23 protein-coding genes are annotated in these 24,429 nt (G+C 43.4%); 6 read left to right on the top strand and 17 right to left on the bottom strand.

Annotated features, from left to right (window positions below):
• Window positions 1-87: 87 nt before the first annotated feature.
• The 3 genes from ileS to murJ all read right to left on the bottom strand — a co-directional run bounded on the left by ileS (window position 88) and on the right by murJ (window position 5,546).
• Window positions 88-2,916: an isoleucine--tRNA ligase gene (gene ileS, locus MMA19_RS14365; RefSeq protein ID WP_240206512.1), complete on the bottom strand. Its 2,829-nt coding sequence runs from the start codon at window positions 2,914-2,916 to the stop codon at window positions 88-90.
• Window positions 2,917-2,978: 62 nt separating this feature from the next.
• Window positions 2,979-3,914, bottom strand: coding sequence for a bifunctional riboflavin kinase/FAD synthetase (gene ribF / locus MMA19_RS14360; RefSeq protein WP_006075372.1), 936 nt, complete (start codon window positions 3,912-3,914; stop codon window positions 2,979-2,981).
• A gap of 69 nt (window positions 3,915-3,983) precedes the next feature.
• Window positions 3,984-5,546: a murein biosynthesis integral membrane protein MurJ gene (gene murJ / locus MMA19_RS14355; protein ID WP_006075373.1), complete on the bottom strand. Its 1,563-nt coding sequence runs from the start codon at window positions 5,544-5,546 to the stop codon at window positions 3,984-3,986.
• Between the two features lie 258 nt (window positions 5,547-5,804).
• On the opposite strand from murJ, the gene rpsT reads away from it, so the two are divergent.
• A complete protein-coding gene (rpsT, locus tag MMA19_RS14350) occupies window positions 5,805-6,065 on the top strand; it encodes a 30S ribosomal protein S20 (RefSeq protein ID WP_031493675.1) in 261 nt (86 codons plus the stop codon).
• Window positions 6,066-6,129: 64 nt separating this feature from the next.
• Here the strand turns inward: rpsT and MMA19_RS14345 are convergent, their stop codons facing one another.
• Both MMA19_RS14345 and nhaR read right to left on the bottom strand, forming a co-directional pair.
• Window positions 6,130-6,429: a metalloregulator ArsR/SmtB family transcription factor gene (locus MMA19_RS14345; RefSeq protein ID WP_006075375.1), complete on the bottom strand. Its 300-nt coding sequence runs from the start codon at window positions 6,427-6,429 to the stop codon at window positions 6,130-6,132.
• 177 nt (window positions 6,430-6,606) lie between these two features.
• Window positions 6,607-7,500 (bottom strand): transcriptional activator NhaR, encoded by an 894-nt coding sequence (nhaR, locus tag MMA19_RS14340; protein ID WP_006075376.1) that lies wholly within the window; start codon window positions 7,498-7,500, stop codon window positions 6,607-6,609.
• Between the two features lie 406 nt (window positions 7,501-7,906).
• On the opposite strand from nhaR, the gene MMA19_RS14335 reads away from it, so the two are divergent.
• Window positions 7,907-9,052 carry a Na/Pi symporter gene (locus MMA19_RS14335; RefSeq protein ID WP_031493676.1) on the top strand — a complete coding sequence of 382 codons (1,146 nt, stop codon included), beginning with the start codon at window positions 7,907-7,909 and terminating at the stop codon, window positions 9,050-9,052.
• 68 nt (window positions 9,053-9,120) lie between these two features.
• Here MMA19_RS14335 and MMA19_RS14330 read toward each other — a convergent pair whose 3' ends face one another.
• Window positions 9,121-9,690, bottom strand: coding sequence for a Slp family lipoprotein (locus MMA19_RS14330; protein WP_240206511.1), 570 nt, complete (start codon window positions 9,688-9,690; stop codon window positions 9,121-9,123).
• A gap of 245 nt (window positions 9,691-9,935) precedes the next feature.
• Between MMA19_RS14330 and MMA19_RS14325 the strand changes: the two genes are divergently transcribed.
• Window positions 9,936-10,259 carry a hypothetical protein gene (locus MMA19_RS14325; protein ID WP_240206510.1) on the top strand — a complete coding sequence of 108 codons (324 nt, stop codon included), beginning with the start codon at window positions 9,936-9,938 and terminating at the stop codon, window positions 10,257-10,259.
• A 113-nt stretch (window positions 10,260-10,372) separates the two neighbouring features.
• Entirely contained in the window at window positions 10,373-11,113 is a 741-nt protein-coding gene (locus MMA19_RS14320) for an SDR family NAD(P)-dependent oxidoreductase (protein ID WP_240206509.1), read from the top strand.
• 42 nt (window positions 11,114-11,155) lie between these two features.
• Here the strand turns inward: MMA19_RS14320 and MMA19_RS14315 are convergent, their stop codons facing one another.
• From MMA19_RS14315 to rppH, 5 genes are read right to left on the bottom strand one after another with little or no spacing between them, the layout of a single operon-like run.
• Entirely contained in the window at window positions 11,156-12,007 is an 852-nt protein-coding gene (locus MMA19_RS14315) for a thymidylate synthase (protein ID WP_240206508.1), read from the bottom strand.
• 11 nt (window positions 12,008-12,018) lie between these two features.
• Window positions 12,019-12,834: a prolipoprotein diacylglyceryl transferase gene (gene lgt / locus MMA19_RS14310; RefSeq protein ID WP_038225522.1), complete on the bottom strand. Its 816-nt coding sequence runs from the start codon at window positions 12,832-12,834 to the stop codon at window positions 12,019-12,021.
• A 33-nt stretch (window positions 12,835-12,867) separates the two neighbouring features.
• Window positions 12,868-13,659 (bottom strand): sulfite exporter TauE/SafE family protein, encoded by a 792-nt coding sequence (locus MMA19_RS14305; protein WP_006075641.1) that lies wholly within the window; start codon window positions 13,657-13,659, stop codon window positions 12,868-12,870.
• Window positions 13,660-13,680: 21 nt separating this feature from the next.
• Window positions 13,681-15,930, bottom strand: coding sequence for a phosphoenolpyruvate--protein phosphotransferase (gene ptsP, locus MMA19_RS14300; protein WP_240206507.1), 2,250 nt, complete (start codon window positions 15,928-15,930; stop codon window positions 13,681-13,683).
• Between the two features lie 2 nt (window positions 15,931-15,932).
• Complete coding sequence (gene rppH / locus MMA19_RS14295; RefSeq protein ID WP_038225527.1) at window positions 15,933-16,451, bottom strand: RNA pyrophosphohydrolase; 519 nt, start codon at window positions 16,449-16,451, stop codon at window positions 15,933-15,935.
• Window positions 16,452-17,079: 628 nt separating this feature from the next.
• Between rppH and mutH the strand changes: the two genes are divergently transcribed.
• Window positions 17,080-17,745: a DNA mismatch repair endonuclease MutH gene (gene mutH / locus MMA19_RS14290; RefSeq protein WP_031493629.1), complete on the top strand. Its 666-nt coding sequence runs from the start codon at window positions 17,080-17,082 to the stop codon at window positions 17,743-17,745.
• Between the two features lie 20 nt (window positions 17,746-17,765).
• On the opposite strand, the gene MMA19_RS14285 is transcribed toward mutH, so the two are convergent.
• Window positions 17,766-18,071 (bottom strand): DUF6482 family protein, encoded by a 306-nt coding sequence (locus tag MMA19_RS14285; protein ID WP_006075661.1) that lies wholly within the window; start codon window positions 18,069-18,071, stop codon window positions 17,766-17,768.
• A gap of 146 nt (window positions 18,072-18,217) precedes the next feature.
• Between MMA19_RS14285 and MMA19_RS14280 the strand changes: the two genes are divergently transcribed.
• Window positions 18,218-19,252 (top strand): NADP(H)-dependent aldo-keto reductase, encoded by a 1,035-nt coding sequence (locus tag MMA19_RS14280; RefSeq protein WP_171388977.1) that lies wholly within the window; start codon window positions 18,218-18,220, stop codon window positions 19,250-19,252.
• A gap of 52 nt (window positions 19,253-19,304) precedes the next feature.
• On the opposite strand, the gene MMA19_RS14275 is transcribed toward MMA19_RS14280, so the two are convergent.
• The 5 genes from MMA19_RS14275 to prfB form a co-directional block, all read right to left on the bottom strand.
• Entirely contained in the window at window positions 19,305-19,556 is a 252-nt protein-coding gene (locus tag MMA19_RS14275; RefSeq protein WP_038225532.1) for a hypothetical protein, read from the bottom strand.
• 114 nt (window positions 19,557-19,670) lie between these two features.
• Window positions 19,671-19,796: a hypothetical protein gene (locus MMA19_RS26560; protein WP_256200709.1), complete on the bottom strand. Its 126-nt coding sequence runs from the start codon at window positions 19,794-19,796 to the stop codon at window positions 19,671-19,673.
• A gap of 349 nt (window positions 19,797-20,145) precedes the next feature.
• Window positions 20,146-21,474, bottom strand: coding sequence for a sigma-54 dependent transcriptional regulator (locus MMA19_RS14270; RefSeq protein WP_006075402.1), 1,329 nt, complete (start codon window positions 21,472-21,474; stop codon window positions 20,146-20,148).
• A 216-nt stretch (window positions 21,475-21,690) separates the two neighbouring features.
• Window positions 21,691-23,208 carry a lysine--tRNA ligase gene (gene lysS / locus MMA19_RS14265; RefSeq protein WP_006075403.1) on the bottom strand — a complete coding sequence of 506 codons (1,518 nt, stop codon included), beginning with the start codon at window positions 23,206-23,208 and terminating at the stop codon, window positions 21,691-21,693.
• A gap of 34 nt (window positions 23,209-23,242) precedes the next feature.
• A protein-coding gene (prfB, locus tag MMA19_RS14260; RefSeq protein ID WP_096441785.1) for a peptide chain release factor 2 occupies window positions 23,243-24,341 on the bottom strand; the annotation gives its coding sequence in 2 pieces (ribosomal slippage) (window positions 23,243-24,265 and window positions 24,267-24,341; 1,098 coding nt in all).
• Window positions 24,342-24,429 lie beyond the last annotated feature (88 nt).

Genomic DNA, 24,429 nt, shown 5'->3' with positions numbered 1-24,429 from the left:
AAGCATAAGAAAAGTACTAGCTAAAAATAGCCCCAGTAAAGACTGGGGCTGTCATATTAGTTAAAAGTTCCGTTGACTTACTGTCAATTAAGCAAACTTACGAACTTCACCTTCACCTACGATGTTCGAAACACAGCGACCACAAATCTTCTCGTGACCTTCGATCGTGCCTACATCTGGAGTGTGGTGCCAACAACGGTCACATTTCTCGTTTTCCGTTGCCTTAACTTCAACAAACAGACCTTCAACTTCCGTCTCTTTCGCAGCGTCAGTTTTCTCTGATAGCGGCTTAACTGTTGCTGCTGAAGTAAGAAGTACAAAACGAAGCTCATCTTCAAGCTTGTTGATGGTTGCCGTCAGCGTATCGTCTGCATATAGAGTGACTTCTGCTTGCAGTGCACCACCGATGATCTTTTCTGCACGTGCAGATTCAAGTTGCTTGTTCACCGCATTACGAACTGACTGGATTTCAGTCCAGAATTCGTTGCTTAGCTCTTCGCCTTCAGCAAGGCCAAATAGGCCATCAAACCACTCACCTGCAAACACAAACTTGTCACGTTGACCCGGCATTTCATTCCAGATTTCGTCTGCTGTGAACGACATGATTGGCGCCATCCAACGAACCAGTGCTTCTACGATGTAGTAAAGAGCAGTTTGACAGCTACGCTGTGCGTGACCACCAAGTTTCGCTGTATATTGACGGTCTTTGATCACGTCAAGATAGAAAGAGCCCATCTCGATAGAGCAGAACTGCATTAAACGCTGTGTTACGGCGTGCGTGTTGTACTCACCGTAAGCTTTCACAATCTCTTCTTGTGCAGCTAGCGCACGACCAACCGCCCAACGGTCAAGCGCTACCATTTCATCAGCAGGAACAAGATCCGTTTCTGGGTTGAAGCCATTTAGGTTCGCTAGGAAGAAACGGGCTGTGTTACGAATACGACGATAAGCATCAGCAGAACGCTTAAGGATTTCATCAGAAACCGCCACTTCACCAGTGTAGTCTGTTGAAGCTACCCACAGACGAAGGATATCCGCACCCAGTTTGTTGGTAACATCTTTTGGAGCTACAACGTTACCGATAGATTTCGACATCTTACGGCCGTGACCATCAACCACAAAGCCATGAGTCAGCACTTGCTTGTATGGTGCTTCGTCTTTCATCGCAATAGACGTAATTAGCGACGATTGGAACCAACCACGGTGTTGGTCAGAACCTTCTAGATATAGGTCAGCACTATTGCCGTTATATTCTTCACGTGCATCCACAACAGAGTAGTGTGTCACACCTGAGTCGAACCATACATCTAGTGTATCAAGCACTTTCTCGTAGTTGTCGGCTTCATCACCTAATAGTTCCGCAGGCTCAACATCCCACCAAGCTTGAATGCCTTTTTGTTCAACAAGTTGAGCTACTTTTTCGATAAGTTCTAGTGAGTTCGGATGAAGTTCAGCTGTTTCTTTGTGAACAAACAACGCAATTGGCACACCCCATGTACGCTGACGAGAGATACACCACTCAGGGCGACCTTCAATCATACCTTCGATACGGCTTTGGCCCCACTCAGGCATCCACTCAACACCTTTAATTGACTCCAGTGCTTTAGCACGAAGGCCAGCTTGGTCCATTGATACGAACCATTGTGGTGTTGCTCGGAAGATGATTGGCGTTTTATGACGCCAGCAGTGTGGGTAGCTGTGCTCGTAAGCATGGTGATGCAGTAGCGCACCTTTTTCTTTAAGTACTTCTACAACGGCATCGTTAGCTTTAAATACATGCTGACCAGCAAATAGCTCTGTGTCTGGTAGATAGACACCGTTAGAACCTACAGGGTTCGCAACTTCTAGACCATATTTTTGGCCTACTGCAAAGTCTTCTTGGCCGTGGCCAGGTGCTGTATGCACCACACCAGTACCAGAATCGGTAGTTACGTGATCACCAAGAATAGCTGGTACTGTAAAGTCATAGAATGGGTGGTTGAACTGAGATAACTCAAGATCTGCACCTTTCGCAAAACCTAGATTATGGAAGTGCTCGATACCAGCACGATCCATCACATCTTTTGCTAACTCAGACGCAACGATAATACGCTCTGGTTTGTCGCCTTCTGTTTGAATCAATACGTACTCTAAGTCATCACGTAGACAGACTGCTCGGTTTGCTGGCAGAGTCCAAGGTGTTGTTGTCCAGATGATGATTGAAATATCACCTTGACCTTCATGACCTTCATTCAATGAGAATTTAGAGATAAGCGCGCTTTCATCAGCCGCTTTAAAACGTACATCAATAGAAGGAGAAACTTTATCTTTATATTCTACTTCTGCTTCTGCTAGTGCGCTGCCACAATCTGTACACCAGTGAACAGGCTTGAAGCCTTTCAATAGGTGACCTTTATCAGCAATTTTGCCAAGCGCACGAATAATGTTCGCTTCAGTATCAAAGTCCATTGTGCGATAAGGCTTATCCCACTCACCAAGAATACCTAGACGTTTGAAGCTCTCTTTTTGACCTTCAACTTGGCCTTCCGCATAAGTGCGACATTTTTCGCGGAATTCAGCAGCCGTTACCTTCTGACCTGGTTTGCCTACTTTCTTTTCTACCATTAATTCAATTGGTAGACCGTGGCAATCCCAACCAGGAATATAAGGGGCGTCAAAACCTGAAAGTGTTTTGGATTTAATAATAATGTCTTTAAGAATCTTATTTAGTGCGTGACCAATGTGAATGTCACCGTTCGCGTATGGAGGTCCATCGTGCAGCACGAAGGATTTTTTGCCTTTCTTAGCTTTACGGATCTCACCGTAAAGATCTTCTTTATACCAACGCTTAAGCATTTCTGGCTCACGATTTGCCAGATTGCCGCGCATAGGAAACCCTGTTTCAGGTAGGTTCAGGGTATCTTTATACTCACTCATCGATTCTTAATTCCGTTGTATTGGGCGAAAGTTAGACATTATGTTAGCGGTGGAATCTTCCGCTAACCCTTAAACTGACGTAGCCACACCCTTGCTACATCAGCATCCAATTCTATTTGCTGCTTAAGCAGCTCAAGTGACTCGAACTTTTTCTCATCACGAATTTTATGCAATAAAGCGACTTCAATTTGCTTGCCATAAAGGTTGCCTTCAAAGTCGAAAATATGCACTTCTAAATCTGGGGTAGTCCCTGCTACGGTTGGCTTTTTACCAACATTAGCAATGCCAGGTAACGGTTGACTATCAACCCCATACACCTGCACAGCGTATACACCACGAACAGGTGACACATAGCGTTTCAAAGAAATGTTAGCAGTTGGAAAACCAAAATCACGCGCCAATTTTTGACCGTGAGCCACTCTCCCAGACAGCGTATAATGACGCCCTAACATTTCTGCACTCTCATCAAGATGATCACTAGCTAGTGCTTGGCGAATCGCCGTACTGCTCACACGTGTGTCTTCTACACAGAAACTAGCGGTATTCACCACCTCAAAGCCGAACTCTTCACCGGCTTTTTTGAGCATATCGAAGTTGCCTTCTCGCCCTTTGCCAAAGCGAAAATCATCGCCGATAACAAGGAACTTAACACCCAATTTATTCACCAACAAGTCTTTGATAAAAGACTCCGGTGACATGCTGGCAAAGCGGCGGTTAAAGTTAACGCACAACAAACGATCCAAGTGCATTGCTTCAAGCAATTCAAACTTATCACGAAGACGAGTCAGTCTAGCTGGCGCTTTATCCTTAGCAAACAATTCCATCGGTTGCGGTTCAAAAGTCATTACTACAGCAGGCAAACCCAAAAGCAATGCTTTCTTCTTCACCTGTTCGAGTACACGTTGGTGCCCCAAATGCACACCATCGAAGTTTCCGATGGTTAACACACAGCCATGGTGCTGATTTTTTAGGTTATGTATGCCTCGAATGAGTTCCATGAAACGACTAAACCACCTGCTTAATGAAATAATACTAGTGTGAAACCGACGGATTATAACCAATCATTGTTAATCTGTCGCTGCTTTTAGATCTCGAGCTCGAACTCCAAGAACAAATAGGCTAACTAGATAACTCACAGCACCCATCAAAATCAATCCGATCAAGGTATACACACGCTCTGTTAAGCCCCAAGTCAGCCATTGCTGCATATCTTGTAGCTGCCAACGAAGCACTAGCACCATAACCACGGCCGCCACCACTAAACGTGCCACAAAGCCGATAGTCTGACGGCTAATCTGGTAAACACGTTGTAGGTGTAGCCCTCGGTATAACAACGCCATATTGATAAATGCCGACAACGCGGTTGCCATCGCTAGTCCAACATAACCATAGAAGTAAGCAAAAATAGCATTGAAGATCATATTAGACACCATGGCTACAATGCCATACTTCACTGGTGTTTTGGTATCCTGACGCGAGTAGTAACCCGGAGCCAGCACCTTAATCAACATAAAGTTAAGCAGGCCGGATGCGTAAGCTAACAATGACAATGATGCTTGATGAACGTCGTGAGGAGTAAACTCACCACGCATAAACAGGACCATCAACATCGGCTTGGCTAACACCATCAGTCCTAACATGGCTGGAAGACCTAAAAGAATAACCATTCGAACTCCCCAATCCATCGTGCTAGCGAACCCTTCACTATGCGCATCTACATGTTTGCGTGACAGCGCAGGAAGAATAACCGTCGCGATAGCGATTCCAAACAAGCCCAAAGGGAACTCAAGTAGTCTATCGGAATAGTAAAGCCAACTGATCGACCCCGTGGCAAGAAAACTAGCAATAAAGGTGTCAAAAAGCAGGTTAATCTGGCTAACCGACACACCAAATAATGCTGGAATCATCAAAGTTCTGATTTTCACTACGCCAGGATCGCGCCAGCCCCACTTAGGTTTTACCAATACGCCCTCTTTTATTAAGAAAGGCAATTGAAAGGCAAACTGAACAAAACCACCTAAAAATACGCCAATGGCTAAGCCAATTTCCGGCTGGGCAAGGTTTGGAGAAATAAACCACGCACAGAGGATAATCATGACGTTTAGAAAAACAGGGGTAAAAGAAGAAACAGCAAACTTACCTAAGGTATTGAGAATAGCCCCAGATAACGCCACAAAGGTGATGAACCATAAGTAAGGAAAGGTAATCTTAAGCATCAAACTGGCAAGCTCAAACTTAGGCGCAGCAGGCCCATCATTCAGCCAATCTAAGAACCAACCAAAACCAAATAGTGCCGTGACAACACTTGACCCTATAACACCTAATAACGTCACTATTGTCACAATGACGCCTAAGGTACCTGACGCTTTCGCTATTAAATCACGAGTTTTATCTTTATCTCCTGATGCGTGATACTCCGTTAACACCGGAACAAATGCTTGGGAAAAAGCCCCCTCAGCAAACAGACGACGTAGAAAATTAGGAATCTTATTAGCAAAGAAGAAAACATCTGCGCTTGCACCTGCCCCCATAAGGTTGGCAACTACAACGTCTCGAACGAGTCCCAATACACGAGACACCAGCGTCATGGCACTAACAATCATGCCTGACTTAAGAAGGCGTTTACTCACAATAACCTCTGAATTACCTAGCCAATGCCTGCTATTTATCGGATTCAATAGCGTTTGTTATTGAAGAGAGGATTAGTATTAGCATTGGTCGAAAAATACTGTTAGAATCCCCGCCATCTTAACCGCGATAGCCCACAGATATCAAAAGTTGTTTTGTATCGTCGGGTTTTTGCACAAATCATTTGACAATTAAGCGCAAATGAGGGATATTCCTCGCCCTTAAATTGTCACCGAACTAAGTTTTTGGGAGTTAGACCCTTGGCAAACAGTAAATCTGCTAAGAAGCGCGCTATCCAAGCTGAGAAACGTCGTCAGCACAACGCTAGCCGTCGCTCTATGATGCGCACTTACATGAAGAAAACAATCGCAGCTATCGCAGCTGGCGATAAAGAAGCAGCAACTTCAGCATTTGCAGAAGTTACTCCAATCCTTGACCGCATGGCGACTAAAGGCCTTATTCATAAGAATAAAGCAGCTCGTCACAAGGCACGCTTCTCTGCTGCAATCAAAGCTCTATAATTTAGACTTTGTATTGTGTTAAAAAAACCGGCTAATGCCGGTTTTTTTGTATCTGTAAATCACACTATTCTGAGCTGCAATAAAGGCCGTGTAATAGTTCAATCAACTGACGAACTTCTTTACTACTTAATGTGTAGTAGACCGTTTGCGCTTCTTTTCTCGTCGACACTAAGCCATCTCGACGCAGCCAGGCCAAATGCTGTGACAATGCTGACTGACTGAGTTCTAATCGAGTACACAATTCCCCTACTGATAACTCTGTATTGTGGAGCATGCACAGAATTTGCAGGCGTCTCTCATTAGCCATCGCCTTAAGGAGAACTACCGCTTGTGATGCGTTTTTTTCCATCTCCTGCAAGTTCATACTTTACCTCTATGTTTTATCCGTCTTTATTTACTTCTTTATCACTTAGACACTAACCATCTTTCTCGTAATAAATCCATAAATCTCATCACATTTTACATGGATAAAAATGTTGTTAGTAGCGCTTTGTTTAAAATAGTGTATTTCTCTTTACCAATTTGTTACCTAACACGAATCTTAGAACGCTAACAAATCGGTGAAATCTGCCTCACAAACACTCTTTACCGCCGGATGTTGAATCATTCGCTCAGCAAAAATAACGTAATATTCTTCTTTCAGATCTTCAATATCGCCGATCAGTTGAAGGTGGCGTTTGTCTCTCATCTCTGACATGTAAATACTTGGAGCAAGAAAAATGACATCCTCTTTATACATTGAGAAGGCTTTCATCAATGCGACATCATCAAATTCACCAAGAATATTCGGTTGAATACCCTGTTGATCAAACCACTGCAGTACTTTACGTCCCATCGAGGTACGACTACCGGGTATCAGCAAACGTCTTTGTTCAAGAATCTCAGGGAAACTCACATTATCGATATAGCCCGACGTAAAGAAACTCATGCGGCTTTCACCTAACTTCTTACTAAACAAACCAGGACTTTGACTTGAATCCACAGGACAGTCCGATAGGATCATATCCAATTTATGCTGAGCCAATTGTTCCAGCAACATTTCGTGAGTGGATTCAAAACAGCGTAGATGAATACTGTTGTCTGGCGGGATAGTGGTCATCAATATTTTACTGACCAGACGTTTAGAAAGAGCATCGGCCACACCAACATCGAACAGTACATTCGAACGCTGGCTATAGTTTACGATATCCAACATTTCATAGCTTAAACCAAACATGCGGTCAGCATACTTATATACCAACTGCCCTAACTCAGTTGGCTCAACGCTACGTCCATTTCGCTTAGTGAGCTTACCGTCCATTCTCTCTTCTAATGCTTTAATCTGCCCTGTTACTGTTTGAGGCGTTAAAAATAACGCATCGGCAGCTTTCGTAACTGAACCCTGTTTGCAGACCATCCAGAAATAATAGAGGTGATTATAGTTAAGGTGTGACATGCGATATCGCCTAAAATGAGTGTGTTTCATTTATAGCAAAATCTGCCTCAAGCGACAATATTCGATAAAACTTACGTTACAATTAAAATACAATGAAATTTCCGAATATTTAATTGTCACATTCGCCATCTCACTGTCATATAAGCATCATAATTCTCGCTCTAAATCGAATTTATTCATTGATGACGGCAAATTAATCTCTTTTTCTCCTAAAGAAAACAGTTTTTAAAAATCAATAGTTTATATAAACAAAAAATACCGACAAGTACAAAAACCAAGCAAACATCGCAGTTAATTAACACAGAAATAGAAACGTCATATTTCTGTAATATTTGAGATCTAATATCGCCTCAGATTCAACAACAGGCCAACTTACGAATTACACGGCCAAATGGAGAAAACTATGATGAACCAAGCAACAACAGCTGCGACTCCAATGTCGAATACGACGCGTTGGTTACGCTGGGCTAACTTGGCGTTCATGCTTTATTTATTGCTACTTGCTGTTTCAATGGTGGGTAGTGGCTTTAAAATGGCAACAGGTGAACATGCAAAAGTCCTATTTGAATTTGCCTCGCACCCTGTAGCTGGGTTAATGATTGGTCTAGTTGCTACTGCACTAATTCAGTCTTCTAGTACCGTCACTTCGATTATTGTTGGTTTGGTTGCTGGTGGTTTACCTGTAACGACAGCCATCCCTATGATCATGGGTGCAAACATTGGTACTACGGTTACCAATACACTAGTAAGTTTGGGTCACGTTCGTTGTAACACTGAGTTTAAACGTGCTTTTGCAAGTGCAACGATCCATGACTTCTTTAACCTGCTAGCCGTTGCTATCTTCCTTCCATTGGAGATGATGTTTGGCATTCTAGACAAAATCTCTAGCTGGCTTGTATCACCAATGCTAGCAACAGGTGACATGAGCATGAAAGGCCTGAACTTCATCAAGCCAATCACCAAGCCTGTTGTAAGTGCGATTCAGGAGCCATTAAGCTCATTTGGTAGCGTAACAGGTGGCGTACTACTGATTGTTCTTGGTATTGCAACTATCTTCGTGGCGATTACTGTTATGGGTAAGCTAATGAAGAGCCTGATGGTTGGCCGTGCACGTGAAATTTTGAAAAACGCTATTGGTCGTGGTCCGCTACATGGTATCGCATCAGGCTCTATCGTTACGATTCTTGTGCAATCTTCATCAACAACGACCAGCTTAATGGTGCCTCTCGTTGGCTCAGGTGCGCTGAAAGTTCGTGATGTTTACCCATTTACACTAGGTGCGAATATCGGTACATGTATCACTGGCTTACTAGCAGCGACAGCAGTTTCTGGAGAATACGCAGTATTCGCATTGCAAATCGCGCTGGTGCACCTGGTATTTAATATCATGGCAACCGTCTTTATCTTCGGTATTCCATTCTTGAGAGAACTGCCAGTGAAAGGTGCAGACTATATCTCGGACATGGCTATCAAGAACAAAGCCGTCGTCGCTGGTTACCTCGCTTCTATCTTTGTTGTTATTCCAGGCACTATTCTAGCGCTAACAGCATAGACACTAAGCAGCCAGACGCTAAGCTCTACTAAAAAGGCCCAGCTACATTTAGCTGGGCCTTTTACTATCTAGAAATCACCGTAGTCATAATCAAAGTCATCATAGTGCTCGATCAAATCGGCGTCGTCGATATCATCCCAGTAATAATAGCTGTCGTAATAGTAGTTATAATATGGGTCACCAACATAATAAGTTTTAATGCGTTTATCTTCAGTCCAAAGATAGTAGTTTGAAGCTTTTAATACCGGAACCTTAAGCTCCTGTTGCCCAACCGTAATTGAAGTCATGCCTTCTATAACACCAACAAATGTCATTGATTTACCTTGAGTAAACACCTCAGGGTCTAAGAACCTATCGACATTGACGACAAATCGCTGACTGCCCTGCTGAGTATCATCAGGACGAGCTTTTGAGTCCAATGCAAATTGACTAATTTGTAGCTCACTGGTGTTAGGGGTTAAATTGGTCAAATTTGCAATCACTCCACCCCATCTAGCTGGCTGGCCGACATACGGTGTCGCCTCTTTTACCGCTTGGTTAAACTCAACCAATAACTTCTCATCAGCGACTTGGATTTCGTTAGGCGCACCGCTGCATCCCATTAATATAAGACTCAACGCCATCCCTAGTAATCGCATGCTCCGTCTCCACTGGTTCTTTTAACTAAAGTATGAGTGACTTATTTACTATCTCGCAAGTGCCTTATAACTCCTTTTCTGGATTTATTAACGATACTATCAGTGAGGAAAATCCATTCCCTTCTGTTAATTACGCTCAACAATAAACACACTCTAAACTAACCAAGGTTTGACGAGATGTTACTTATAATAACCAATTCAATCACTTAGGCTAATAGGCAAACTCATCAACCGAGAAACAAACCATGAAACTCAAGTTCTTTGCCCTAGCTCTAATCTTATCTTCACCGAGTTATGCCTATTACTGTGACCAAACCGCTGAAGGCGCTATTGATGGTGCAGTCGACGGGGCGATTACTGGCGCAGTCGTTGGCGGTATTGTAGATGGTGGTTCTGGCGCTGCTGCTGGAGCAGCTATTGGTGGCGGTGCTGGCGCAGTGGCGGGAACCATCGACGGTGCATACGATGAAGGAGCCTGTGAAGTGGAGACGGATGTTGTCGTAGAAGAAGAGATTATTGAAGAAGAAATCGTTGAAGAGGAAATTATCGAGGACGCCTATTACGACTAAGCATTACCATTGACAGCATAATGTATGGGACAGAGTAACATTCCCCTTGTTACTCCCCTTTTGATAGTCCCATCGATAGACTGGCCTATATGTCGTCAACAAAAAGGTCAGTCATGCAGAAAATTGCCTTAGTCACCGGTGCTTATCAGGGTATCGGCTTAGCCACCTCTGAGTTATTAATGGAACAAGGCTTTCATGTCATCATGGCCGACATTCAATCCTGCTCAGCATTAGTTAATGATTTTCGCCAGAAAGGCTATACCGCCTCCCACCTTAAATTGGACCTCGCCATGTCATCGGTCTTTCCTGCGGTTGCTAATAAGATCGAAGAGCAGTTTGGTCGCCTTGATGTACTCGTTAATAATGCAGCTATCTTAGTCGATCTTGGTAGACATCCTTCTCTTATTGATGAAGATACCTACCGCCGAGTGATTGAGGTCAACCAAATTGGTCCTTTCTTACTGACTCGTGCTCTAACACCACTCCTCAAAAAGTCCTCACAAGCCAGAATAGTCAATGTATCAAGTCAAGCTGGGCAACTTGCTCAACTTTCTGACATGGCCTCACCGATTAAAGATGATGTATGCGCAGCCTATCAATCCTCAAAGATTGGTGTGAATGCCAACACAGTATTATTCGCAAAAGAGCTAGAGCCATTTGGAATTAAAGTAAACTCATACTGTCCTGGGTGGGTTGATTCAGGAATGAATTTGGATGAGTTGCCTGATTATGGTGAACATATTCAATTAAAGTCCCCCAAAGAAGGCGCAGATACAGCCATTTGGTTAGCAACGCTCGATGCCGATGGACCAACGGCGGGATTCTTTAGTGAAAGAGAGAAAATTAACTGGTAGCTCTCGTTAAAAAATAAGGCCGAGCAATGCTCGGCCTTATTTTCAGACAGAGAATGGATAGCGAATAGGCTCGTGACACTCGTAACCTTCTACTTCAAAGTCATCAAGCGTCACCCAGGTTTCTAAGTCTTCAAGCGTCTTAATCTTTGGGTTGATACGGAGCGTCGGAGCCGCCAGTGGTTCACGTTTTAGCTGAACATCTCGCATCAACTCCAATTGGTCTTCATAAATATGCGCATTAACGATCTTATGAAATGCTTGTCCCGGCTTTTTACCGGTAATCTGAGCCATAATCGCTAGGAACACATAGACTTGAACCATATTGAAGTTTAAACCAAGGGGTACGTCACACGAACGTTGCGTACTGTTTAAATACAGCGTATCACCTAATAGCGAAAAGTGATGGCTGTACATGCATGGGCGCAAACACCCCATATGAAACTCGCCTGGATTGTAGAAGTTTAAGATCTCACCACGATCATCAACCCCTTTGCTTAAGTCATCCACAATCTTACGAAGTTGATCTATATGACCACCATCTGGCTTAGCCCATGCACGACCCTGCACACCATAGACACGGCCCATATCATCTTCACCTTTACGGTAAAGATTGTTCAGCCACGCTTCATTTAAGTTCGCGTTAGCATCCCATGTTTTGGTTCCTAACTTGCGAAAGTCTTCAGCGTTATCGTAGCCGCGAATATATCCCAATAGCTCAGCTACGGCTGCTTTCCAAAAGCTCTTTCTTGTAGTAACTAGAGGAAATGCGTTGTTGGCGACATCATAGGTCAGATCTGCGTTGATTACGGTTAAACAACGTTTACCCGTACGCTCATTTTCAATCCAAACACCTTCGTCAACGATTCGCTGACATAAGTCTAAATACTGCTTCACGACAATTCCTATTACTTTGATACTTTTTGTAGTTTCGGTCCGTTGACTTTGTATGCCCATGCAATCATTAGTGCACCAAGGATAATCATTGGTGAAGACAAGATTTGGCCCATAGAAATAAAGCCACCAAACAGTCCTAATTGTGCATCCGGTTCACGTACGAACTCGACCAAGAATCTAAATGTACCATAACCAAGAAGGAATAAACCTGACACAGCCCCTTCTGGGCGAGGTTTCTTGATAAACCAATTCAAAATTAAGAACAGTACAACACCTTCTAAGGCAAATTCGTACAGTTGAGACGGGTGACGTGGTAAAGGTCCGCCATTAGGGAAGATGATCGCCCATGGCACATCAGTCACTCGTCCCCAAAGTTCACTGTTCATAAAGTTACCTAGACGCCCCATACCTAAACCAAAAGGAACAAGAGGCGCGATGAAGTCTGCGACATTAAAAAACGTGCGTCCGTTCTTTCTGCCATACCAGAACATAGCGGTAATAACGCCTAACAAGCCACCATGGAACGACATACCACCAGTCCATACTTTGAACAAGTAGAGCGGGTCACGTAGCAGTTCATCAAAACCATAAAATAGGACGTATCCTATGCGGCCACCTAGCACCACCCCTAAGAAACCTGCAAACAACAGATCTGATACTTGCTCGCGCGTCCATCCTGAGTTTGGCTTGTCGGCTCTACGATTAGCTAACCACATCGCGAATGCAAAGCCGACAAGATACATCAAGCCGTACCAACGAATAGAAATGGGACCTAATTCAACAAGAACTGGGTCGATATTAGGAAACTGGATATATCCCTGAGACATAAAACGCTCACTTATCAGGTTTGAGTATTGAGATTAAAACATCATTGAAAATGCAACGAATAATAAGAAGACTGCAAAAATCTTCTTTAGTTTCGGTGTTGGCATAGTTGTCGCCAATTTTGCACCAAATTTCGTTGTTAACATTGAGGTAGCAGCAATGGACAGTAAAGCCGGCAAGTAGACATAGCCGATACTGTATTCCGGTAGCCCTTGTACTTTAGCGCCATGCATAATAAAGCCAATCATACCTGCGATCGCGATCACGCAACCACATACTGACGAAGAGCCTACCGCTTTTCTCATCTCAACGCCATGTTTACTAAGAAAAGGAACCGACATTGATCCCCCACCAATCCCCGCTAAACTCGATACCATACCGATTCCCGCGCCACAACATGTTGTGATAAAAGGACTAGGGAGATTACGCGTCACTTGCGATTTGATAGACAAAAACATCTGAATTGCTAGAAGCAGTACAATGACAGCAAACACCTTCGGTAGATAGTGAGAAGGAATCCACTCTGCGACATTGGAGCCCGCAAATCCGCCAATCACCACGCCGGGCATAAGCCATTTAATAACAAACAAATCAACGTTACCCAGTTTAAGATGGTTAACTGCCGAAGAGCCTGATGTAATAATGATAGAGGCTAAGGAAGTCGCCAGTGCAATATGCATAACCATATCACTCGCGATACCAAATTTAGGTAGGATGAAAGCCAGCGCTGGGACAACAATAAGTCCACCACCAATGCCGAGCAACCCGGACATAGTGCCGACTACTGCGCCAAGACACAGTAGTAATAAGATCAGTTCGTAGTTCACATGTATTCCAAAAAGGTTGGTTTAAGACTTACCGGCACGGATGAAGCCAGCTAGTCCTTTATCCTCAAAGTAATCACGCATTTGATTATAAATGGTTTCACCATACGGTTGCATCAATGCTTTGTCAGCAAGTAATTTAAGCTCCTGCTGTGAGGTTTGTCTGAGTAAGTACTTCACTTTCGCGACGTTCGACGTGTTCATACTTAAAGTATCGTAACCAAGCCCCACCAGCAGCAATGCACCAATAGGGTCACCCGCCAGCTCACCACAAATGCAAACAGGAAGATGATACGACTGACAAGTTTCAAAAATATGTTTCATTGCCGCCAATACGGAAGGATGCAGGGTTTCGTAAATATCGGCCACCTGAGCGTTGTTGCGGTCAACAGCCAATAAATATTGCGTTAAGTCGTTCGTTCCAACCGATACAAAATCCACCTTCTGTGCCATAAATGGTAAGAGATACAGCATAGAAGGTACTTCGATCATAACGCCAATTTCCGGGCGTTTTACCTTCGGATGTTCTGTGGATACTTCTTGATAAGCTTGCTCAATAAGCGCCGTCGCTCCGTCAAGTTCTTGTACCGACGACACCATAGGCAAAAGAATGCTTAAGTTATCTAATCCCTCGCTCGCACGAAGCATAGCGCGCAACTGAATCAAGAAAATATCAGGATGATCGAGAGTAAAGCGGATACCGCGCCAACCTAAGAAAGGATTGTCTTCATCAATAGGCAGATAAGGCAAAGGCTTGTCGCCGCCGATATCAAGCGTACGCATCACAACACGCTTCGTCGGATAAGCACCGAGCACCGAACGATACTGATGCACCTGTTCTTCTTCCGAAGGGAACTGCTGCTGAAGCAAGAAGGAAATTTCGGTTCGATATAACCCCACACCATCGACATTCTTATTCAAAGAAATACTAGTATCAGCGCTAAGGCCAGCATTCAGCATAATTTGGATGCGTTTACCATCATTTGTACTTGCTTCAAGATCAACGGTTTGTTCAACCATTCGAGACAACTCAGTCTCTTCTGTCACTAACTCTTGGTATTCAAGTAGTAATTCATTACTAGGATCAGGGAAAATCTCACCGCTATACCCATCAACAATACCAACCTTGCCACTTAGGAGCTCAGGGTTAGTGTTCACTCCCATAACGGCAGGAATTCCCATCGCCCGGGATAAGATAGCCGCATGAGAGTTCGCCGCCCCCTCAAGAGACACCACAGCTAGTAGCTGTTCCTTGGGTACTGAAGCGAGAATGGACGCAGTAAGTTCACGCACAACAAGAATAACAGGCTCATTGAACTCATGAATAGGCTGCTCAGTATTGTGCAAGAAAAACAGCAAACGTTGGCCAAGTTCTTTGACATCTTGAGCACGCTCGCGCATGTATACATCAGACATCTTGGCAAAACGGTTCGCATAACTTTCTACTACTTGGCGCAAAGCCCAGTCTGCTCGATCGCCTTTTTGTATCTGCGCTTTTAAATCATTGCGCAGCATAGGATCATTTAGTAAGTGAGTGAACAGATCAAATATTGCTAGTGCATCTTTATTTAATTCAAGATCCAACTTCTTACGCATGCGCTTAAAGTCAGCCAATGCATTTTCGATGGCGACCGATAACGTTTCGTGTTCACGCGCAATATCCAACGCGGAAGCTGGAAATACATTGCTTAAGTCAGGTTGAGTGTTGTCCCACCAGATTGGGCCAATAGCTACTCCCGATGACGCCCCAATCCCTTTAATCACCGCCGTTTTATTATCGTCAAAGAAGCCATGCCCTTGTGCAGTTGCATGTGCTATCAAAACCGCTATCTGAGCTGCGAGTGTGACTAAGAAAGACTCTTCCATCTCGCTAAACTGACGCGACGTTTTTTGCTGGATAACCAAAACGCCAAGGACCTGTTTACGATGAATAATCGGTGTACCGAGGAAAGAATGGTAGATATCTTCACCAAGTTCTGGGAAGAATTTAAATGCGGGATGTTTGGCAGCTTCTGCCAAGTTAATCGGTTCGGCAGTTCGTTTTACGAGGCCGACTAGACCTTCGTTAAAATCGATATGGATAGTGTCGCCCTTGAAGGTCAGGCCCTGTGTAGCCATTAACTCCAAACGCTGTTTATCGTTATTTGCCAAATAAATTGTGCAGCATTCAGTATGCATAGCTGCACAAGTTTGTTGAACAAGAATTTCGAGGGCGGCGTGCACATCTTCAACCTTTGAAACGTGCTCAACTATATCCCTTAGTTGCGATAGCATACTTACCCTCTTCGATGCTTTCTCTTGCCTTTAAATTTACGTTCCTTAAACGGCATTGCCAATGATGCAAACTCTTTCATCGCACGTCGATACACATCCCGTTTAAAAGAAACCACTTGCCTGACTGGATACCAATAACTTACCCAGCGCCAACCATCAAATTCAGGGGTATTACCACGCTGCATGTTGATCTTAGATTCATCACAATCTAAACGCAGTAAAAACCATTTCTGTTTTTGCCCAATACAGACTGGCTTCGAATCCCAGCGTACTAATCGCTTGGGTAACTTATATCTCAGCCAATGGCGACTAACTGCAACGATTTTGACGTCGTTCTTGGTTAATCCCACCTCTTCATAAAGTTCTCGATACATGGCTTGCTCAGGGGATTCACCATCGTCAATGCCGCCCTGAGGAAACTGCCATGAATGTTGTCCGTATCGCTTAGCCCAGAAGACCTGACCATGGTTGTTACAAATCACAATACCAACATTAAGTCGGTAACCATCGCCATCTATCACTGGCCAACCTCAATTAAATTTTCATTACCCTGATTTTTCCACATATCCCCAAGTTGAGCAAACTTAGTCGCCCGTAAATTTGAACAATTACCATTAAATGCTGCCATACTGGATAAGTTTCGCGCAAAGCCTTAGTTATCAACACAACAATGAGACCCAGTCCACATTTATTCACCTTTTCTGTGAATAACCATGTGAAGAATCTATGATCTTTACGAGTTTTTGGTTCTTTTTCTACCAAGCCTAATTTTTCCAAGATCGACGTGAGAATATTAAACTTATAATTTTCATAAACTTAAAATCAAATCAATCAAGTAAAAGTCTCTAATTTACTACAAATAAATACACACACTCAGATCGGTCAAAGATCAACCTATGGCTATTTTATCCACACTGAAACTGTCGGGTTTCAAACAAACCTCGATTTATCAAGTGTTAATCCGCGTTAAAACACTGATTATTCATACAGCACATGGCAAATTCAACTTAGAGAATAAATTTTCTGTGGATAAGTCATGAATAGATCAAATCTCAAACAGACTGATCTTTTTTTATACCGATAAATTCTTCATCGCCATGATAGAATAGTTAGCTCCCTATTGGGCCTAAATTAACCTGCAACGTATTTATGAAACCAACTCCGACCTCCGAAACAGAACTATTACAACGCGCTCGTGATATCGCAGGATTAACATTTGGCGAACTCGCTGCACAGGCAGGCATGTGTGTACCAGATAATCTTAAGCGCGATAAAGGTTGGGTAGGACAACTACTTGAGTGGCACTTAGGTGCAAAGGCCGGTAGTAAGCCAGTTCAAGACTTTCCCGACATTGGTATTGAGCTCAAGAGCCTCCCTATTAGCCATACCGGCAAGCCCTTAGAATCAACTTTCGTTTGTGTTGCACCGCTTACCGGCATTCATGGAGTAACGTGGGAAACTAGCCATATACGCAATAAGCTGTCTCGTGTCCTTTGGCTACCGGTTGAGGGTGAACGAGAGATCCCCGTTGCAGAGCGACATGTTGGCTCTCCATTAATCTGGAGCCCATCTCCAGAGGAAGAAACCATGTTGAAAAATGATTGGGAAGAATTGATGGAGCTTATTTCATTAGGTCAAATCAATCAGATCACGGCCCATACCGGCGAGGTGTTACAAATTCGCCCTAAAGCAGCCAATAGCCGCGTGAAAACAGAAGCTTACGGTACGTCAGGACAAAAAATACGTACCCTGCCCCGAGGTTTCTATCTCAGAGCACGCTTTACTGCTCATATACTTGAACAGTACTTTGTCTAAACAGAAGATTTTCGAACCAGTTAATGAAGTTTTAGTTCGATATCACAATAACGATTCATTTCTGCACTGCCACATTCATCGTAAGCGTTATGCAACCTAAGGTACGCTTTTTCGATACCTAATCGATGCAACTCCTCTTTCACCGAGTCCAACGACTCAAAATGAATTGGCTCATCATCTTGTTTAATTGGTTCTAATTTATGTTTGTATTCCACTGCTAACAGATAGTGTGAAATATCAGCACAACCAATCACAAAAACTTTGGGTTGTTTATAAGTGTCTTTGTGATACCCATGTAGCCAACGATCGAGCTGATGTTTTTGCATATTCCACCCCCTTACTATTTTTGTGGATAATGCGTTACTGATAAAAGTCAGTTTAGTAAAAATAATCGCATTAGGTACTAAACAAGCAGATCTTTTACCAAAACGAGGTATAGTGGATAAAAACAACAACAAACAAGGAAGGCTCAATGAAATATCATAACCTCCCGCACTCTTCGCTAGAAATCAGCAAGATAGCTTTAGGGACAATGACGTTTGGTGAGCAAAACACCAAGCAGGAAGCATTCAGTCAGCTCGATTTTGCTCTAGAACGCGGTGTTAATTTTATTGATACTGCAGAGATGTATCCCGTTCCTCCAAGTGCTAAGACTCAAGGAAAAACTGAACAATATATTGGCGATTGGCTTTCGCATTCAGATAAAAGACAAAAAGTAGTCTTAGCGACTAAAGTAGCTGGACCGCGAAATATTCCTTATATTCGCGACAATATGAGTCTAGATAGACGCAATATACATTTGGCAGTAGACGATAGTTTAAGTCGTTTAAAAACCGATTATATCGATTTATACCAATTGCACTGGCCACAAAGAAAAACCAACTGTTTTGGACAGCTTAACTACCCTTATCCTGAAGGAAATGAAGAAGTTACACTAATCGAAACATTAGAAGCACTGAACGAACTCATCAAAGCTGGAAAAATACGCTATATCGGAGTCTCTAATGAAACACCTTGGGGAGTCATGACGCTACTTAAATTGGCCGAAAAACATGATCTGCCAAGAATTGTCTCGATCCAAAACCCTTACAACCTACTCAACCGTAGCTTTGAGGTTGGCCTTTCTGAAATTAGCCACCACGAAGGTGTGGAATTACTCGCTTACTCACCACTCGCTTTTGGCTGTTTGAGCGGAAAATATCTCGATGGACAACGTCCGGAGGGAGCGCGTTGCAGTCTATTTGAGCGATTTGTCCGTTACTTTACTCCGCAAGGTATTGAAGCAACACAAGCTTATGTGAACCTAGCTCGCGAGCATAACCTTGACCCAGCTCAGATGGCACTAGCCTTTGTTAATCAACGTCCATTTGTTGCTTCTAATATTATTGGTGCAACCAATCTTGAGCAGTTAGAAAGCAACATAAACAGCATCGACGTGGAACTCTCTGATGAACTCTTGAATGAACTTCAAGAAATAGGGGCTAAATATTCTAACCCATGCCCCTAAATAGGTTTTTCACTCAGTATGGGCAGGTCGCGATAAGCGACCTGCCCTTTTTTTACGTAGCTATTCTAGAGTGTAATTCTCGACGAAGATGACGAGTTTTACGTTTCGCTACAATGTGAGGTGGAGCAACTTGGCCAAGTGGGCGGCCATGTTTATCGAAACCAATGTCCTTTAACAAGTGCTCATTGTGGAGTGGCAAGTGGTGTGCATTGCGACGGTAGCGTCGTCTCCACTCACGCTCTTCTTTTTGGATGTCTGCTTTAATAAGCCAAGTTGCAACAGTTAAGTAAATTGAAGTACGCATAATTTTCTCCTAGAAAATAATTTGAGGAGAGAAATAGCGGTCAGGATATAAGGAGAAATGTTGTTATTCCTCAGTTGACTGCTATTTCCGCAGCCTCTTGAGGTTACGGACTAATTAAGCGTGTGCTGTATCGATTGACGGTTTATCCGCTGCCATTGCAGTAGATAGATCAGTCGCGATTCGATCCGCATGAGTAAAACGGCCAGCACAAATATTGATAAAAGAAATACGATTCATCATTTTCTGTGCCTCCATACTCACTTAATAATCCGAAATAAATTTGAAAGGTTGAGCGTAGTGCTCAGGGGTAATTCTTATGCAAATTGATGATAATTTCAACAGACATGTAACAAGAAATGTAAAAAACAAAGGAATATTTCAATATATTCCGTTGTAATAACTTATACCCAATGTATTGAACTGTAGAAATAGCTTGTGTTAGTGATTCGTTTTATTTCCAAATAAAACAACTAGATATTGTATGACTCTGTAATCTTTCGATTCACATCACTTAATTAACAGTAATACCAAATATCCCGACAGAAACTAAAAAAGGCGCGACCGCGCCTTTTTTAATCATGAACAACGACTACACCGTCTCTTCAGTAATCAAATTATGCTTATTGAGCAAACGATACATCGTCGCCCTAGAAATGCCCAACTCTTTGGCAGCTAGTGTAACTTGTCCATTGTGGCTATCTAGCACTAAGATCAACGCATCACGCTCAGAACGTTCTCGAATACTCTTCAAGCTGCGCTTGCCAGAGAAAGTACCGGGCAGCTCAAAATGCTTTTTAGTCAGCACTTCTTCTTCCGTCATCAGCACCGCACGTTTCACCTGATTCATCAGCTCTTTCACATTTCCAGGCCAATGGTAATACGTCAGCGTTTTCAGAGCATCATCATCGATAGATTTGACTGGAGAATTAAACTCTTTAGCAAACTGACCGATATGGTGACTGACCAGCAAACCAATGTCCGTCGCACGCTCTTTAAGGCTTGGTACATTGATACGAAGAACATTTATGCAATGGAATAGCTCTTCGTTGAACATGCCATCACCTAGTGCTTTTTCAATATCAGATGTATCCGCTGCTAAAATACGCACATCAAATTCTTTGATGCCCTTAGCCGTCTCTATTTGACCATCTTGATAGAACTTAAGCAGGTTAAGTTGCTGTTTGGGAGGTAAGGTAAAAATGTCATTCAGAACAATGGTTCCGCCCGAGGCTTGATCTAAAAGCGATGCTCGGTCGGCATCATGCATGCCAAAGAATTCATTTTCAAAACGCGCGTCGGAAAATGCTCGACAGTTGACGGCGATGAAGGGTTTTTGAGAACGCGCAGAACAGCGATGAATGGCTTTAGCTACTGACTCCTTGCCTGATCCAACTTCGCCATGAATCATTATACTGACATCGGTGGGGCCGATACGTCTAATTTGATCACGCAACCGTCTCACTGGTAATGACTGACCAACCAAACCAAGGTCATTGTCATTTCCATTATGAGGCCACACTTTTTGTTCCAGTTTTAGCATTCCTAACTGGTGACCTATTGTGCTCATTAAACGCGAATCTGGAATAGGCGTAGTGAAAAAATCAATACAGAAGTTAACTATAAATTGGCAAATAGTATCCGAACTCAGCTGCGATTCACGGATAAACGCAATCCAACGAACTTGCTTGTGTGTACTTACAAGTTTCGCAATGCCATTAAGGCTAAAATCATCCCTCGTTAAGTCTACAATCCCAATACAAGGGCCTATTTCTGAAAACAAGGCATCGGCTTTTCGCAAGTCGGAACATTGCGTGCATCGCCATCCAGCCTGCTCCAATACAGATAGCCATGGCTCATAGGTTCCACCCACTACGACTAAAGAGCCGGGGATAGAATCCATCCGAAACTCGGTTCCCATTACATCATTCCTTATTATTGCTTTTAGATTCAACTTGTTAATTCTATTGAATTCGTCATAGCTATCAAATAGAACTATCGCAATTAACACAATCGCTACTGTCTCATAATTAAGACTAGTGCACGATTTATGACTTTTCTATAAACATTTTTAGAAATATGGCATGAAAAAAGCCTCTCAATGAGAGGCTTTGTAAGAATGAGTCACCGTTTCAGCTTATTGCTGTGGACGCATTGCAGGGAACAGAATCACGTCACGAATCGTGTGAGTGTTAGTAAACAGCATTGCCAGACGGTCAATACCAATACCTTGACCTGCTGTTGGCGGTAGACCGTGCTCTAGAGCTGTGATGTAGTCTGCATCGTAATACATAGCTTCATCATCACCTGCGTCTTTTGCGTCAACTTGTGCTTTAAAGCGAGCGTCTTGGTCTTCTGCATCGTTAAGCTCAGAGAAACCGTTAGCTACTTCACGGCCACCGATAAAGAACTCGAAACGGTCCGTGAAGAATGGATTATCATCGCTACGACGAGCCAATGGAGAAATATCCGCTGGGTAACCCGTGATGAAGGTTGGCTGAATCAGTTTTGGTTCTGCCGTTTCACCAAAGATTTCCTCTAGAAGCTGACCACATGTCCAAAACGTTTCCACTTCAACGTGTACTGATTTCGCAATAGAAACCATAAGCTCACGATTAGTTAGGTCTTCTTCTGTTAGCGCTTGAATTTGCTCATGCTCAGGGTTGTAGTGTTTGATCGCATCAAACATGCTCATACGAGCATATTTACCACCAAATTCTACCGTCTCATCACCGTAAGGCATAGAAGTAGAACCTAGAACATCCATCGCAACTGTGCTTAGCATTTCTTCAGTAAGATCCATCAAATCTTTGTAGTCTGCGTAAGCTTGGTAGAATTCCATCATTGTGAATTCTGGGTTGTGACGAGGAGAAAGACCTTCGTTACGGAAGTTACGGTTGATCTCGAATACGCGATCAAAACCGCCAACCACTAGACGCTTAAGGTATAGCTCAGGCGCAACACGTAGGTACATGTCGATATCCAGTGCATTATGGTGCGTGATGAATGGGCGAGCCGTCGCACCGCCTGGGATCACGTGCATCATTGGCGTTTCAACTTCTAGGTAACCTTTCGAGCTCATGAAGTTACGAATCGATGACACAAGCTTAGAACGTACAATAAACGCTTGGCGAGAATCTTCGTTTACGATCAGGTCAACATAACGCTGACGGTAACGCATCTCTTGGTCCGTCAGACCGTGGAACTTCTCAGGAAGTGGACGAAGTGCTTTAGTTAGCAACTCATACTCTTCCATGTTTACGTAAAGATCGCCTTTACCTGATTTGTGAAGCGCACCTTTCACACCGATGATGTCACCGATATCTAGACCTTGGTATTTTTCTTTAAGTTCTTTCTGAACGTCTTTTGCAGCATACGCTTGAATACGACCAGAAGTTTCTTGAATCACAAGGAATGGACCACGTTTCGCCATGATACGGCCAGCAATTGACACTACATGGTTTAGTGCTTCCAGCTCTTCCTTGCTCTTTTCACCAAATTCTTTTTGCAGATCACCAGCAAGCGCATCACGACGGAAATCGTTCGGATGTCCGTTCGCCTTGCAGCTCTTTCGGATTTGTTCCAATTTAGCGCGGCGCTCAGCAATCAGCTTGTTTTCTTCTTGTAGGTTTTCATTTTGAACATCATCAGTCATTTTCGATGTATCCCGTTTTAAATTGGTGAAAAGCTTAAAGGCCTGATTTAAGGCTAGCTTCGATAAACTTGTCTAGATCGCCATCAAGTACTGCTTGAGTGTTACGATTTTCGACACCTGTACGTAAGTCTTTGATGCGCGAGTCATCTAAAACGTACGAACGAATTTGGCTACCCCAGCCGATGTCAGATTTCGCATCTTCGTTCGCTTGCTTCTCAGCATTTTGCTTTTGAAGTTCAAATTCGAACAGTTTTGCACGAAGCTGTTTCATCGCCTGGTCTTTGTTCTTGTGCTGAGAACGGTCATTCTGACACTGCACTACGATATTGGTTGGAACGTGAGTAATACGTACCGCAGATTCTGTCGTGTTGACGTGCTGACCACCTGCACCCGAAGCGCGGTATACGTCAATACGAAGATCAGAAGGGTTAATATCGATTTGAATGTTGTCATCAATCTCAGGATAAACAAATGCAGAGGCAAATGAAGTATGACGACGACCACTAGAATCAAAAGGTGATTTACGAACTAAACGGTGTACACCCGTTTCAGTACGAAGCCAGCCATAAGCATACTCACCAGAGATCTTTACTGTTGCGCCTTTTAGACCTGCGACTTCACCTTCAGATACTTCAATCACTTCGGTCTTGAAGCCTTTCGCTTCAGCCCAACGCAAGTACATGCGTAGCATCATGTTGGTCCAGTCTTGTGCTTCAGTACCACCAGAACCAGATTGCAAGTCGATATAGCAATCTGATGCGTCATGGTCACCCGAGAACATACGACGGAACTCTAGCTTAGCTAACTTGGCTTCCAGTTCAGCAAGTTCAGGTTCAATTTCGTCGAAGGTTTCTTGGTCTTCTTCTTCAACCGCAAGCTCTAGAAGGCCATCAACATCCTCAACACCTTGGTCAAGTTGGTCGATAGTCTCTACGACAGCTTCAAGTGATGCACGCTCTTTACCTAGCGCTTGAGCACGCTCAGGTTCATTCCATACATCCGGTTGCTCTAGTTCTGCATTAACTTCTTCTAGACGCTCTTTCTTGGCGTCATAGTCAAAGATACCCCCTCAGGATATTAGTGCGCTCGGTCACATCCTGTAGGCGGTTTTTAATTGGATTGATTTCAAACATATTTGCTCAGCATTTATGAGTAGAATTTAACCGAAGAATTCTACTCAAAAATGTGACGAAGATACAGAAAAATATCGAACTTCCTTGA

Origin of the sequence: Vibrio sp. CyArs1, assembly GCF_022432925.1 — a bacterium.
Classification (GTDB): domain Bacteria; phylum Pseudomonadota; class Gammaproteobacteria; order Enterobacterales; family Vibrionaceae; genus Vibrio; species Vibrio mediterranei.
Note: the sequence above shows the minus strand (reverse complement) of the source record. Positions and strands in the feature narration are given on the sequence as shown.